Origin of the sequence: Paenibacillus cellulositrophicus (genome assembly GCF_009363095.1) — a bacterium.
GTDB lineage: Bacteria > Bacillota > Bacilli > Paenibacillales > Paenibacillaceae > Paenibacillus_AQ > Paenibacillus_AQ favisporus.
The window spans coordinates 46,547-61,477 of sequence record NZ_CP045296.1 but is presented as its reverse complement, the minus strand read 5'-3'; the positions used below and the strand labels follow the sequence as shown (position 1 = coordinate 61,477).

At 54.4% G+C, this 14,931-nt stretch carries 13 protein-coding genes; all 13 read right to left on the bottom strand.

Annotation, left to right across the window (positions count from 1 at the left end; all coding sequences use genetic code 11):
- Positions 1–2 precede the first annotated feature (2 nt).
- Positions 3–401: a D-ribose pyranase gene (rbsD, locus tag GCU45_RS30075; protein ID WP_152403522.1), complete on the bottom strand. Its 399-nt coding sequence runs from the start codon at positions 399–401 to the stop codon at positions 3–5.
- Positions 401–1,279 carry a ribokinase gene (rbsK, locus tag GCU45_RS30070; protein ID WP_152403520.1) on the bottom strand — a complete coding sequence of 293 codons (879 nt, stop codon included), beginning with the start codon at positions 1,277–1,279 and terminating at the stop codon, positions 401–403. The genes rbsD and rbsK overlap by 1 nt, the downstream gene beginning before the upstream one ends.
- Before the next feature lies 1 nt (position 1,280).
- Complete coding sequence (locus tag GCU45_RS30065; RefSeq protein WP_152403518.1) at positions 1,281–2,261, bottom strand: LacI family DNA-binding transcriptional regulator; 981 nt, start codon at positions 2,259–2,261, stop codon at positions 1,281–1,283.
- Positions 2,262–2,717: 456 nt separating this feature from the next.
- On the bottom strand, positions 2,718–3,617 hold the full coding sequence (locus tag GCU45_RS30060) for a YitT family protein (RefSeq protein WP_152403516.1): 900 nt from the start codon (positions 3,615–3,617) through the stop codon (positions 2,718–2,720).
- 163 nt (positions 3,618–3,780) lie between these two features.
- Positions 3,781–5,007: a cation:proton antiporter gene (locus GCU45_RS30055; RefSeq protein ID WP_152403514.1), complete on the bottom strand. Its 1,227-nt coding sequence runs from the start codon at positions 5,005–5,007 to the stop codon at positions 3,781–3,783.
- Between the two features lie 4 nt (positions 5,008–5,011).
- Positions 5,012–5,506: a cation:proton antiporter regulatory subunit gene (locus tag GCU45_RS30050; protein ID WP_076167379.1), complete on the bottom strand. Its 495-nt coding sequence runs from the start codon at positions 5,504–5,506 to the stop codon at positions 5,012–5,014.
- Between the two features lie 542 nt (positions 5,507–6,048).
- Positions 6,049–6,408: a hypothetical protein gene (locus GCU45_RS30045; protein ID WP_076167381.1), complete on the bottom strand. Its 360-nt coding sequence runs from the start codon at positions 6,406–6,408 to the stop codon at positions 6,049–6,051.
- Between the two features lie 273 nt (positions 6,409–6,681).
- On the bottom strand, positions 6,682–8,880 hold the full coding sequence (locus tag GCU45_RS30040) for a hypothetical protein (RefSeq protein WP_152403512.1): 2,199 nt from the start codon (positions 8,878–8,880) through the stop codon (positions 6,682–6,684).
- Positions 8,881–8,894: 14 nt separating this feature from the next.
- Positions 8,895–10,553 carry an extracellular solute-binding protein gene (locus GCU45_RS30035; protein WP_152403510.1) on the bottom strand — a complete coding sequence of 553 codons (1,659 nt, stop codon included), beginning with the start codon at positions 10,551–10,553 and terminating at the stop codon, positions 8,895–8,897.
- Between the two features lie 64 nt (positions 10,554–10,617).
- Positions 10,618–11,514: a carbohydrate ABC transporter permease gene (locus GCU45_RS30030; RefSeq protein WP_152403507.1), complete on the bottom strand. Its 897-nt coding sequence runs from the start codon at positions 11,512–11,514 to the stop codon at positions 10,618–10,620.
- A 13-nt stretch (positions 11,515–11,527) separates the two neighbouring features.
- Positions 11,528–12,439 (bottom strand): ABC transporter permease, encoded by a 912-nt coding sequence (locus tag GCU45_RS30025; RefSeq protein ID WP_089546755.1) that lies wholly within the window; start codon positions 12,437–12,439, stop codon positions 11,528–11,530.
- A 287-nt stretch (positions 12,440–12,726) separates the two neighbouring features.
- A complete protein-coding gene (locus GCU45_RS30020) occupies positions 12,727–13,890 on the bottom strand; it encodes a GntR family transcriptional regulator (RefSeq protein ID WP_425281318.1) in 1,164 nt (387 codons plus the stop codon).
- A 240-nt stretch (positions 13,891–14,130) separates the two neighbouring features.
- On the bottom strand, positions 14,131–14,907 hold the full coding sequence (locus GCU45_RS30015) for a phytanoyl-CoA dioxygenase family protein (protein ID WP_105443422.1): 777 nt from the start codon (positions 14,905–14,907) through the stop codon (positions 14,131–14,133).
- Between the last annotated feature and the right edge of the window lie 24 nt (positions 14,908–14,931).

The window sequence follows — 14,931 nt, the reverse complement described above, 5'->3', positions numbered from 1 at the left end:
CTTTATCCAAAATGGACGCCGGATTGCAGAATGCAGTTGGCGAACGGCTTGGCTTCTCCGGTCCGGATGACCGCCTTGGCTGTGCGGGTCAAAGCTTTTAACTGTTCGTGAGGCACGTCCTCAATCAGGCAATCCGCAAATGTATGGTCAATGTAAGCTTGCGCTTCCGGGTTATCCGTTTTCATTTCCGCGGCGACGATGACCTTTTCGATTTCCATGTCCTCCGCGATGGAACTCACGACCTCCTCAAAGCTCGGATTCCCAAGCTTCAGGGCGAGGTCGATTTTGGTGACCCCTTCGGGGATGGGAAGGCCCACATCGGCCACGACGATCGTGTCGGTATGGCCGAGGTCGGCGAGGACTTTGGCAATGTGACTGTTCAGCATCCCATGTTTTTTCATTACAGGCTCTCCTCCACTTCTTGACGTGTCGGCATGCCGCCCTGCGCGCCGAACTTCATGACCGACAGCGAAGCGGCACGGTTGGCGAACCGGACGCTGTCCGCAATCGGCTTGCCTTCAGCCAGCGCCACGGCAAAGGCCGCGTTAAAGGTATCTCCGGCGCCGGTCGTATCGACGGCTTCGACTTTGTAGGAAGGAATCACAACCTCTTCCTGTCCGTCAAAATAACGTACACCGCTGCTGCCTTCGGTAATGAACAGCTTGTTCGGATATCGGCGCAGCGCTTCGGATACCCGGCCTTCGCCGAACATGATCGCAGCTTCGTGCTGATTCGGCGTGATGTACGCCGCGTTCTCGATCACTTTGTCCTTGACCGGACGTGCCGGCGCCGGATTCAGCAGCAGAGGGACGCCGTGCTCGGCACAGATCCGGCTCACGTGCTCCACCGTTTCTTCAGGGATTTCCTGCTGGATCAGCACCATATCGGCGGCGGTGATCGCTTGTACAGCCTTGTCGATATAGGCCGGCGTGACCTCATCATTAGCTGCTTTAACAACAACGATACTGTTGTCCCCTTCGGCAAGCACGATGTGAGCCGTTCCGCTTTCCATATCTGTAACCGGTTCCACATAGTCTATAGAAACTTCATTGGCTCGGAAATTGTTCAAAATGGCTTCGCCAAAGTGGTCGTCTCCCACCCGGCCGATCATGCTAACGCTCGCCCCAAGGCGGGCGGCCGCTACCGCCTGGTTGGCTCCTTTGCCTCCAGGCACGGTTTTGAAGCTCTCGCCGAGAACGGTCTCCCCCGCTCCCGGACGTTTGGACGATGTCACCACCAGGTCCATTGAACAGCTTCCGATTACGCAAATGATAGCCATCTTAATCCACCTTTCTGGTCGTATCCCGCTCTACAAAAGATACGGGCAGTTGTATATTTCGATTGTCCACTTTTCCCTGCTCGATCAGGCGGATCAGCAGCAGCGCCGCTTCCTTGCCCATATCGTAGGCCGGCTGCCGGATCGTTGACAGCGACGGGGAGAGCAGGCTGCTGAGCGGGATATCGTCAAAACCGATCACCTGCACATCCTCCGGTACCCGCTTGCCGAGACGCTGAGCCTCATGCAAAACGGCGGTCGCCACGATATCGTTGCTGGCGATGACCCCGTCGGTGTCGAGATGCTTGGCGAACAGCTCTTTGGCCCAGCTCTCTGCTTCCGCAAAGGAAAAGGACGAAGTCTGAATGATGTTGTAGTCGATCCCCGCTTCCTCAAGTACCTCCACGGCGCCTTGGAACCGGTCCTGGGCGGGACGGATATGTACGGGTCCGCGCAGGACCGTGATCCGCTTGCTGCCGCGGGCGATCATTTCCTGAGCGGCCAGCCGTCCGCCCTTGCGTCCGTCCGAGTACACTGACGGGCTGTCGCTGGACGTACGGTCCAGAAACACGACCGGGATGTTCAGCTTAGCGTAAATGTCTGAGTCCGGACGGTTGGTTGAAGAGATGACGCCGACCACGTTATTTTGAATGAAGGTCTGGATGTACTCCTGTTCCTTCTGCTCGTTCTCGTCACTATTGCCGAAAATGATGCGGAATTCGTTAGCCTGCATGCCGTCCTCCACGCCCCGCGCCAACTGCGGGAAGTAAGGGTTTGTAATGTCAGGCAGCAAAAGTCCGATCAGCTTCGACTTGCGTGTGTATAATGATCTTGCAACCTCGTTTGGCGCATAATTCAACGCTCTAACCGCGTCTTCCACTTTCTTGCGGGTATCGGCGTGTACGTATCCTGTTTCATTAATGCACCGGGATACGGTCGCAACCGAAACCCCTGCATGGCGTGCTACATCTTTAATCGTTACCATCTGAAATTATCACCTCGAAATGTGGAACCGGTTACACACATAAAGTAACACATCACTTTGCGTTTGACAATAGCGCTTTCAAAAGTTTTTGATTGGATAATTTTTGCAGGTGGCATAAAATGCAGGCGTGGTGCGGAAAAAAAGCACAGTGTGCTTGGTGTCCTCAGTACCGTATAGGGCGTAAAAGTAACAGCTATTTTGTGATCACTACTTCCGCCCAGTCATCCATTGCTGCGAACAACGGAAAAAGTGCAGTTCATTTCCGATTCACTGGCTTGCGGCCGTTTCACCGTAAATGAACTGCACTTATGCAACTGTTAGCTTGTAACGATCTGTTTTGCCAAACAAGAGTAAATTTCAGATACTTCGAGGCACTTTGTCCCTTGCCACTCAACCGTTCTTGATTCCTGCCTCATCCCTGCTGTATTCCTGCTTTATTCCTGCTTTATTCCTGCTTTATTCCTGCTTCATTCCGGACCGTTCCACCCATACGATCTCCGCCTGCGGATCGGCTTTGCGAACTACCGCCTTGAAGCGCGGCACATCCAGCAGATGCACACTGTACATCAATCGCGTCTGAGCGGAAACCCGCGCGTAGTCGCTGTCACGATCCATCTCACGATCACGGTCATGGCCGATCCCGGCATCATTCCACGCGAGTCCTTCAAGCCGCAGCCGGCTTTTCATTTCGGCTTCCACCTGCCGGGGATTCGCCGTCGTCACGCCGGCCAATCGGCGAAACCCGAATATGACGATCCCGGCGGTTTCATACGCCGCAAGGCAGGCGAACGCGGAGTACAGCGTCCGCTCCCACCCCAAAGCCGCGCCGGCGGTGACCAGCACCAGGGCGTGGCAGAGCAATAGCAGCCGCTCCACGGAGATGGCCGGGCGGGTGCCCGCCTGAATCCCGGCCGATCGGATGCGGTCGGTTTTTTCAAGGCCGAGCGCGTCCAGCAGGCCGCCTGATTTGACGGCCAGCCCGCCGCCGAAGCCAAGGCACAGGCCGCCGGCCAGCGCGGCAATGACCGGCTCACCGCTGACGGCTGGCAGCGGCGCCAGCAGGAACGCCGACCCGGCAAATGCAAGCAGCCCCGGGAGCACCTGGAGCAATATTTTTTTCCGGCCCAGAAGTGAATAAAAGAACAGCAGCGGCAAATTAAACAGCACCAGCAGCATCCCGAAATGATTATCGGTGTGAAACGACACCAGGCCGGAAATGCCGGTGACGCCGCCGGCGATCAGCTCGTGCGGATGCAGAAACAGCTCAACGCCGACCGAGGCGGCGATGCCGCCGATCACCGATTTGAAGATGGCATGCTTGCTGTTTCTGCCGGAAGCTCCAAATGTTTTTCTCATGACCATACGGCCTGCTTGATCGGATCATGCATAACCTTCCCTCCCTAAACTGAAATGGAAGTCCATTGGATGGGATCGCATTTACCCAAACATTCGTTAGTCTTATCCAGCCACTTCACCATCACGAACAATGGAACTAGCCTTGCAGCATTCTTTCGACTTTTTACAGCGCCTCTTCCTTCTGAATTCCCGGTTTTCGGTCCTTAAATTTGATCCAGCGGTTCAAGAAGGTAAAAATCGATTTCGACTGCTTGGTCAGCAGCGGACCCAAGATGGCCAGGATCAGCACGTAGATCGCCGAGAACGGCTGGAGGATTTCCATCAGGCCGCCGTCTTTGCCAAGGTTCGCCATAATGATCGAAAATTCGCCCCGCGAGACGATCGTCAGCCCGATGTTGGCCGATGCTTTGGGAGACAGCGAAGCCGTTCGCCCGGCCAGCATGCCTGCACTAAAGTTCCCGATCAGCGTCACAATGACCGCTGCCAGCGCAAGCCATATGGCACTTCCGCCCAAGGACATCGGATCAATGGACAGGCCGAAGCTGAAGAAGAAGATCGCCCCGAAAAAATCCCGGAACGGCATGATCAAATGCTCGATCCGCTTGGCGTGTTCCGTTTCGGCCAGCACCAGCCCGACCAGCAGCGCCCCGATCGCCTCGGCCACGTGGATCGTTTCGGAAAAGCCGGCGACCAGAAACAGCGCGCCGAAAATAACCAGGGCAAACAGCTCGTTGGAACGGATCCGCAGCCATTTGTTCAGATAAGGCACCGCTTTACGTCCGAGAATAATGACGGCGAGCATAAACCCGAGCGACACAAGTGCCGACAGCAGCACGCCGCCGATCGAGCTGGAGTCGCTGAGCACAAAGCCGGACAGAATCGAGATATACACAGCGAGGAAGACGTCCTCGAACATGATGATGCCGAGAATCATTTCGGTTTCTGCATTGGCGGTCCGTTTCAGGTCCACCAGCACCTTCGCTACGATCGCGCTGGACGAAATCGTCGTAATTCCTGCGATAATCAGCGTCTCGGCGAGCGGAAACCCGCTGAAAAATCCGAGCATCAGCCCAAGCGTAAAATTAATGCCGATATATATTGAACCGCCTACGGCTATCGATCGTCCCGACTTGATCAGCCGGCCGACGGAGAATTCGAGCCCGAGGTAGAACAGCAGGAACAAAACGCCGATCCGGCCCATAAAATCGATAAACGGCGCGCTGTCGATAAACCGGAAGTCGAAATGCCACAGCTCCATCGCATGCGGACCTACCGCCATGCCGATCAGGATATAGAACGGGATCACCGAAAACCGCAGCTTTGCCGAGATCAGTCCCCCAAGTGCAATGAGGACTAGCGCTAATCCAATTTCAAATATCAAATGCTCCATCCTTTCACCCGCTTCCGTTCATTAGAATTTGTTTGAACCGCTTTTGCTGCTCCCGTTCTCCGATGGCGACAACCGTCGCCTCCGCGTTCAGCACGGCTTCCGGGCCGGGATTCACTTGTTTTCCGTTACGTTTATCCAGCAGCGCGATCACCGAGACTCCGGCATTTTGCCGAATGTTCAGCTCACCGATCGTTTTTCCCGTGCATCCATAATGCGGCTCGATCCGGTACCACTCGATTGTCAGCTCGTCAAACGCCATTTCCACCCGTTCGAGCTGCTTCGGTTTGTACGTCATACCGCCGACAAGAGCGGCCAGCTGCCGCGCCTCCGGATCTTCCAGGGTCACCATCGAGATGCTTTGGTCCAAATCCTCGTACGAAAAATGGTACAGCTCACGCCGGCCGTCATCATGAATGACCACGACCATCCGGTCGCCGCTGGCGGTATCCATTACATATTTCATCCCGATTCCGGGCAATACAGACTCACGAATATCCATGAGAATAGCCTCCTGTAATTTACATGTTTATATTTGAGAAATATTTCACATATTATTGGGTTGATGCAAGTGGCAGAATGCCACGTTTTTTCGAAAAAGCGCGAGGCAACCGCAACAAAACACACTCAGACTAAATGCTGCCGTAACAAAGGTATACAACTTGCCATCAAAGCCATCGCAATCCGCAGCAAATCCAGCACTGCATCCAAGCCCAAAAAGCCTGGCTGATCCATCATAAAAAAACAACGAAATATGCCTAACCGATTTACTTTCATGCTAAATCCAGCCGTTGCAGATAATACAAACGATTCAACGATAAATCGTGACAAAAATACCAATAACGAAATTCTTCACACGTCAGTCAACACAACGGCATTGCCACACGCAGCGAACAGCAGCTATCACAGAGCCAAGCCATCCTGCGGTCACTCATCCATTTTTGGGTACACGAAACGAACCGTCCCGCTATCGGCTTTTTTACAGTCCAGGTGCGAGAATGCCCCGGCACATGCCAATAAGGAACCGTCTATTCAGGGAGGAGATTAAGCCACATAACTCGAGGTAAATTTTATCGGAAGCAGCAGTAAATATTTTTTGCGGAGAAAAACACACGGAACAAAGGGCAGCCGCGGTTTCGGAATACGCAGCACAAGCAGCAGCGGCAGCACAAAACAGAGAGGAAGCGCTGACGCCAGCATGATCAGTCTCTGCATGAGGGTTGGCGTTTTCCGTACCAGCGGTTTGCTTGGAGGATCGATCCGGCTGTACACCGTCTCGGTTTCCGTCGAACTTGCAGGGGAGGTAAACACTTCTTCTTCCAGGGAAACGGGAAAGGTTGCCATCTGAATGACACCCAGAACGACAATGAACATCATCCGAAGTCTATTCATCCATGCTGCCATCCTATCCCCCCTCTTGTGAAAAATTCATATATGATTATTCTAACACAAATTAGAGGATGTCTTCAAACCGATGGACAAGCCGGGACAAGCTGAGAACACCCTGATAAAAATTTTTGATCGATTTTGAAGGGCTGACGCAAGCGGTTGCCTCGATACGAGAACTCCAGAGATGATGACCTAGACAGCAATAGCAATAGGACCAAAAAACCGGCGGAACCAAGGAGTTCCACCGGTTTTCTTCACACTCTAGCCAGAAAAAACTTGCAGATAAGCTTATTCCGCCCAATTCACCGCGATCTCAATCCCTTCCGGTACGCCGGGGTATCGGATCAAGACCGTTTTTGAACCGGGATCATAGGCACAGGCTGCCGGCTGTCCCCCTGCCGTCACTGCCGACGGTTCAGCCGGAACGCGAATACGCGTGCTGACCGTCATTTCGGAAGGGGACTCGGAGACGAATGTCAGCTTGCCTTCGAGGTACTGCTCCTCGCGAATTCGGGATGCGCTGACAAGAATGACCGGTTGGTCCTGCAACTGTGCCGCAGGATGGTCCAGATCATACAAAAGGCGGTCATCACCGGGCTGAAGTTCCACGCGGCTCAGCACGGGCAGCTCCGGATCAAAGAGATCGACGAACGCCCCTTCGAGCTGTGCCGCCGGCTCCGCGGCATCGCGCTCGTCGAGCGCATGCGCGATCACATACGGACCGCGCCGGATGTGAAGCAGGCCGCTCTCAAGGTACGCGTCCTGCTCCCCGCGGAACTGAAGCGCCTGACGCACGCTGCTCCGCACCTGCTCGGCGCCTGCATCCGAGCGGGACAGCTCGGCAGGATGCTGCCGGTAGTACAGCACGGCCCCATCGCCGACGCGGTGCTCTCCTTCGCCCGGGTTACGCCCCAGCCCCATCGACTCGAACAGATGCTCTTCCGGCCGGTCATAGGCGCGGCCGGCGTCGCGGTTCCACCATTCCTGCACGTTGTGGAATGGATCGCTCCCATCGCCGTAATAGATCAACACGCCTCCCTCGCGGACCCACTGCCCGAGAACCTGGTGAATGCCGGGATGCTCCGGCTTCATCAGCTCGTAGCTCAGCAGCAGCACGCGGTAATCCGCCAAATATCCCGGAAAGGTCAGGATATTGTCCAGCTGGACCGGCCGCAGCGGAATGCCGGCTTTGACGAGTGGCAGCGCCATCCCGTAAAAGGCGGACCAATCCAGCAGCTCCTGCTGCGCTTCGCTCAGCTCTTCCGTGCCGGAGGTGCCGTCGTACTTAAACTCCTGTTTGCGTCCGTCTTCGTCCGGATCGACGTCTCCCCGCTGATACATCGCGGAGTTCGCCAGCAGAACGCCGACGCCGGTCGTCGCCTCGCCTTCCTGCACATCCCCGTCATACCGGTGAATGTCACGCAGCACGTTCATGACGGTAAGCAGGGACGTTTTATAGCCTGCCGGGATGACTTCCTTGCCGCTGCCGCCCTCTTTCGGATACCCCAGTTCGAACACCCGCCAAGGCCAAGGGCATACCTCGTATTGGGAAACGCCCGGATGCAGCAGCGAGGCCACGACCGTCGAGCGGTAATTGTACGCGTAATCCTTCCACGTATAGCGCGGATTGTCCTCGATCGGGTCGTGGAGGAACCACATTTCGCGGCCTGTGCCGCGGGTCAGCTCCTGCATGACGCCATACTCCAGGAATGCCGTTTCGAAAGTACGTTCCTTACGGACACCCTTATAGACGTTTGCGGTCCGTGCAGTTCCCGTCCAGATCTGGGCGATGAAGCCGTCGCAGGCCGGCATGTTCACGAGCAGCGCTTCCGGGCTGATAATCCGCCACTGCGTGTAGTTGATCAGGCTGTGCGTCGGGACATAGAAGCGGACTGTGCGGCCATAGTGAACAAGCGCATACTCCTTCATCTGGCTGCAGATCCGGTCCAGCGTCCGGTAGTACACATACGCTTTCAGCTTGGAAGCGCGGTATTGGGCGTCAGGCGACGAGTGCGGAGGAATCCAATCCTCACCGTAGTAGTTCCGCCACTCCCGCTTGAAGGCTTCGGAGTAACCCGAAGCCGCCCAGAATTCCGGCTCCTCCATATGGATGGCCTCGACGCCGCTGTCGATCGCCCGCTTGATGTGAGTCGCCAAATACTCGGCGAACGAGACGGTCGGCACCATGTACGGGACGTCCTTGCCGTGGCTTACCTGATCCCCCGCCCGGTTGACCTGGGCTTCATCCCAGTGATTGCGCCCGTCGAAGCGGCCGTACAAATAATCCTGGTACTCCCCCCAAGATACGCCGGTCATCAGATGAATCGTGTATCCTGCCTGCTTCCAGCCTTGAATGCGCTCCGGCAAATCATCCGATATGCCGTAGACCATAACGAAATCCGTGCGGAGATCATACTTCGGCCCGTAAGGACGGGATTCCTGAAATCCCGTCCACTCCGGCCCCTTGCTTCCCAATCGGCTGCTCAAGGGTGAACCCTCCTTTAGTTAGGCATCGACAATTTGACGACTTCTTTCCCTTTCAGCTCTTCGTTTACATACTTCATGGCGTCATCGTAACCGGTGTTCTTGATTTGCTCGCGAAGGTCGTTGATCACCTTCAGGGCCGCATCGTCCGACTTGGCGAAGATCGCCTGCTTCCATACGTCGTTGATTTGGTCCATGGACGGCTTCAGCGTTTCCCATTGCGGCGATTTGGTGATCACATCCCCCGGATTGAAGGCGGAAATGACGCTGATACCGTTCGGACGCAAAATTTTACGCGCGTTGTCCATCGCTTTCAGGCGATCCTGATCTGCCCAAATATCACCGCCGCCGACCGAATTAATGCGATCCATGCCGGTCATATTTTCCAGCCCAATGCTGATGCCTTCGTTCTTCTTGGCCTTGCCTGTGGTGTCCGCTGTAAACTTGTCGAACCATTCTTGTTTGGCGGTCGGTTTGCCATCAACCATATCCCATTGCGTTCCCTGAATGCCGTAATGCACAAGCATAAAGCCTTCGTCGGAAGCGAGGAAATCGAGCAGCTTCAGCGCGGCGTCGACGTTTTTGGCTTTTTTCGTGATGACGGTAACGTTATTTCCTTGAATGTTCAGGTCGACCGGACGGTTCGGTTCTGCTCCGGCCCGCTCAAGCGGTCCGACAGGGACGTAATCGCTGCCCGGATGCGCTTTCACATATTCCTTGGAAGCGTCCAGAATGGCTGGGTAGTGCGCCGACAGTACCGCGATGCGCCCCTGCTTGATTTTCTCGTTCGCGATCGGGTCGGTCTGCGTAAAAGCATCCGGATCCAGCAGTCCTTCGGAAATCAGCTTACGGTAATACAGCGTGTAATCCTCGTAAGCCTTCGTGAAGAACACATGCTCCAGCGTGCCGTCGCCTTTATCCTGATAATCGGCCCCGTAGAACATTGTATTCCCGATGCCTACCGCCCATCCGTCATGGAAGCCGCCGAGTGGAATGACCGGTGCGCCGTTTTCGCTCAGATTGGCATCCTTGATCTTTTTCAGGAAATTGTAGAAATCGTCCTTGGTCTTCACGGACTGCGGATCGACTCCGATCTTATCGGCAATGTCCTTCCGCACGTAAAATCCGTACAGCCAGTCGTTGACGTCCTTGTCTGTTGCCGGCTGGTTCTGGTACATCATGTACTTCTTGCCGTCAATTCCGCCGATCGCTTTTTCGTACAGCGCCGGCGGCACGTTTTCCTTGGCGATCGCCTTGGCCAGGTTCGGATACTGGTCGATTTTATCCGTCAAATCCACAAGCTGGCCTTCTTTAGCAGCCTTGATGATGCCGTCCAGCTCGCCGCCCCAGGCAGGGCCGGTATAAATGTCCGGCAGGTCCTGTGTCGCAAAAATCGTGTTGACCTTCTCCGCCTCGCTGCCTTTCGTATAGTCGATTTTTACCTTGATGCCGGTTTTCTCCTCGATCGCTTTGAGTACAGGGTTCGATTCCGAATCAGAGCCTGAGGAACCGTTCCAGTTATTCAGCACCGTGAGCGTAACCGTCTTGGAGTCCGCGCCTTTGTCTCCCCCGTCCGCACTGTCGCCGCTGCCGCTGCTGCTGCATCCGTACAGCATGCCGGATATCAGGGTAAACGCCATCAGAGAAGCTGCCAATTTAAACCGCTTTTTTCTCATATGAACCTCCCAATTTGTTTGAATGAATGTATATGATATAGTCCCGCATGCAGGACGTCTATCCTTACCCTTTGACGGATCCGATCATCGTTCCCTTGACAAAATAGCGCTGCAGGAACGGATAGATACACAGGATCGGAAACACGGTAATGACGAGCAGTGCCATCCGGAGCGATTCCGGCGTAGCCCCCGCCGCGCTGACATTGACGGTTTGTCCACCCTGCTGTGCAGCACGCTGCATCGAGGACGACAGCGCCTCCGCTTCGGTCAGCATTTGCTGAAGCAGGGTCTGCACCGGGATGAGGCTTTTGTTGGACACGTAATAGGTGCCGGTGAACCAGTCGTTCCAGTGCATCACGCCGACGAACAGCGAAATAGTCGCCAGTACCGGCCCGGACAGCGGCAGTATGATGCGCATGAAGATTTGGAAATCGCCCAAGCCGTCAATCCGGGCGGCTTCCTCCAGCTCTTCGGGAATGCCTTGTATAAAAGTCCGAATAATGACGATATGCATAAAATTGAACAGGAACGGAATGACATACACCCAGAAGTTGTTGATCAGGTGAAGTTTCTGCAGCGTAATGAAATACGGGATAAAGCCTGCGCTGAAAATCGTGGGCAGAAAAATGTAAAAGGTGAAAAACGTGCGCCCGGGCAGCGTTTTTTTGGCCAAGGCATAGGCCATCAGCGTACTGAGCAGCACACTAAGCACCGTGCCGAGCAGCGTCCGTAAAATCGTGATTTTGTAAGCCTGCCAAATCTGCGGATTATCGAACACCTGGGCGTAATTGTCCAGCGTAAATTTCCGCGGAAAGAAATACAGAGCCCCCATCATGGAATCTTTACCGTCATTAAGCGAGTACACAAGCACGTAAATGAACGGATAAATCATGGAAAAGGCGAACAGCGCAAGCAGGAAATAATTCAATGCGGTAAACCAGGAAAACGATCGTTTCTCCACGTAGGTTCCCTCCTTAGAACAGTGATACGTCGCTGACCTTCCGTGCAATCCTGTTGACGGTGACGATCAGGACCAGTGCAATCAGGCTCTGGAACAAGCCGACAGCCGCCGCATAGCTTAGCCGGCCCTGCTGGATGCCCTGAGTGATGACATGGACGTCGAGCACGCTGCCGATGGCTGCGGTGGAAGGACCGTTCAGAAGCAGAAGCTGCTCGAAGCCCGCGCTCATCAGGCTTCCCGTCGCCAGAATAAACAGAATGACCGCAACGTTGCGGATGCCCGGCAGGGTCACGTGCCAAATCAGGCGGAAACGGCCGGCGCCGTCGATTTTCGCTGCTTCATACAGCTGCTGGTCAATGCCCGCAATGGCCGCCATGTAGATGATCGAGTTCCAGCCGATGTTCTTCCAAACATCCGAGCCGATAATGACTTCATAGAACCACGAAGTATTGTACAGAAATTGGATCGGCTCTACGCCCATCGACGACAGCAGGTCGTTGACCGGCCCGCCATAGGTAGCGAAGAGGCGCTGCATCAAGGTGACGACGACGATCCAGGAAATGAAATAAGGCAAATAGGATAAAGTTTGAACGGTTTTCTTGAATTTCAGATTTCGGATTTCATTGAGGAGGATCGCAAGGATGATGGGCATCGGAAATCCGATGATCAGTTTCATCAGGCTGATGATGATAGTGTTGCGGATAATGTCTGTCGATTGGTAGTAGTCGAAAAACTGCTTGAAGTATTTCAATCCCGCCCATGGGCTGCCGGTAAAACCGCCCACGAACGTATAGTCGCGGAAGGCGACCTGAATCCCGTAAAGCGGAACGTAGGAGAACAGAAAAAACCAGATGATCCCCGGAAGCATGAACAAGTAAAACAACTTATGCTTCCAGATCCGCTTCCACAGTGTTGACGAACTCATAAGCTCCACCTCTGTTTTCGGATAGTTTGGACGTTCCAGGTTTCGGCAAAGCGCTTATTTCTCAGTCTTCCTCCCCTCATATCTTTGTAAGCGATTACACAACATATTCAGCTGTTCTCTTATCTACTTGACCTCCCTTGAAACGATGTCGATTCATGGAAGCTCTTGGATTAACCATAATATAATATAAATATTTAACATATTCAATATGTTAATAAAAATAAAAAAGACCTTTTCGAATTGAAAAGGTCTTTTTTCTATACTGCATCGCTTCTTCCGATGGAAAATTAACGCGGTTTCACAGGCCCGGTTGTCTGTCCGACAACCAGCTCGGGAACGAGCAACGTCTTCGTGTAGCCTCCGCTCCGGTCCGTCCCCTCCCCAATGATGTCCACCAGCGTTTCCGCCGCGCGTAGGCCCATTTCATACTCAAACTGCTTGATATGCGTAAAAACGCTGAGCTCTTCCACAACGGAGGTCGGGTCGTCGAAGCTGACGATCGAGAGGTCGCCTGGGATGGACAGCCCGTTTCTCTTCGCCATCTGCTGGATCTGTACGCCAAGCTTGCCGTTCAGCGTGATGTAGGCGGTCGCCAGACCGCTGCGGATATACCGGTACAGCGGGTGCTTCTCCGGCTCATCCGAAGCATGAATCCGAAAGCCCGTAATGATATGGGCCGGGTTGATCAGCGCGCCCTTATCCTTCAAGGCGTCCATGTAGCCTTCGATGCGCTCCTGGACGGTGACGGTCTGCAGCGGAGAATCGGAGCAAATGGCGATTTCACGGTGGCCCAGCTCCCACAAATGCTCTACGGCAAGCCGCGTCCCCAGCCGCCCGTCGGCCGCGATGTAATTGGTTTCGACACCCGGCAGAAACCGGTCGATCAAGACAAAAGGAAAGCCGGAGAACTTCAGGTTCAAAATTTCGTCGTTGTAATGCTCCTCGTCCACCGGGAACACCAGAATTCCTTCCGCACCGATCTGTTTCAAGGTTTTGATCGCTTCCTTTTCGTGCTCCAAATCCCCCTCGGACAGCAGAATCATGGTCCGGTATCCCTTGCTGCTGAGCCCTCTGCGGACACCGTCGATCAGCCGGACGGCAAAATAATCGTAAATCGAAGGCATCACAAGCCCGATGAGCCCCGTTTTCTGCTTCGCCTCTTCCGGAGCCCGGCCAAAGACCGGACGCGGTACCTCAGCTTCTTCCGCGGCCGCCGGCTCGCTGACAAAGCTGCCTTTTCCGGGGACCCGGCTGATGACGTTTTCGTTCGCGAGGCCGGTCAGCGCTTTCACAACCGTAATTTTGCTTACATCAAAGCGGTCCATGAGTTCCTTCTCCGTCGGGATACGATCACCGGACTTCAGGCCTTCCGATTCGATCAGTTCCCGGATGTACTGCTGTATTTTTTGATACAGCGGGGTCCGTGCGGTAACATTCAACAGGATCACCATACTTTAATTTGAGATTTTGTTATATATATTATCGGCTGGAACATGGGTTCGCAACATTCATCCTGACTAAAAAAATGGTCTATTCGTCTGATTCCTTAATTTGATATATTATATATGTTATATTGAATAGCGGATTTTGTATAGCGGGGTTTTGCAAAAATGTCGCAATAACGCAAAAAAAGACGACCGCAATGCGGCAGCCTTTTTTTGAATCCATGCCTTTTCGAAATCGGAGTGAGCTTACACATTCAGCTCCAGCTTGGCATGATATTGACGGTACTGCGGGTCCTCCCCCGCGACCATCATGCCCATGCCCCAATCGATATGAGTCTCCCGGCTAGGCGGATCGGCAGGATCGCGGTATTGGAACAGGACGTTTCTGCGCGGCCGGCTGCTCTTGTTGCGGTCGGACCCGTGAATCGTCAGGTAGTTGAAGAACAGCACATCGCCTGCGCTTGCCGGGCATGGTGTGCCCATGCTCACCGGGTAATCGCGGTGATCGAGGTAGTACCTGCCTACATGGGGAAGCGGTCCCTGCTTATGGGATCCGGGCACGACGCACAGGCAGCCGTTTTCCATATCCGCATCGTCGAGATGAACACTGGCGGCAAGCATCGTATGGCGATCATGAGGGAAATACGGATAATCCTGGTGCATCGGAAAAGCGGCGCCCTGCTCCGGCGGCTTGACCAGCATTTTGGTATGATGGAGCTGGACGTTGGGACCGATCAGCTGCGTCAGAACGCCCGTCATACGCGGATGCGCTACGGCACGGGTGAAGCTTGCGTCGTGAAACTGCAGATCGTGAAAGCCTTTGAGCACCAGCTTCTTCAATTCGTCCTGGGGAATGTAATCGCCCTGCCAAGTATGGTTGGCGTCCTGCTTGGCCGCAGCCGCCTTGGCAATCGTACGCTCCACCGCATACTGCATATCCTTGACTTCCTCTGCGCTGAACACGCCGCGGACGAGCAAATAACCGTTTTCGTTATAAAATTCGACGTCTTCTCTGCTAATCATCTTTCCGTTCCCTCCCGTAACATT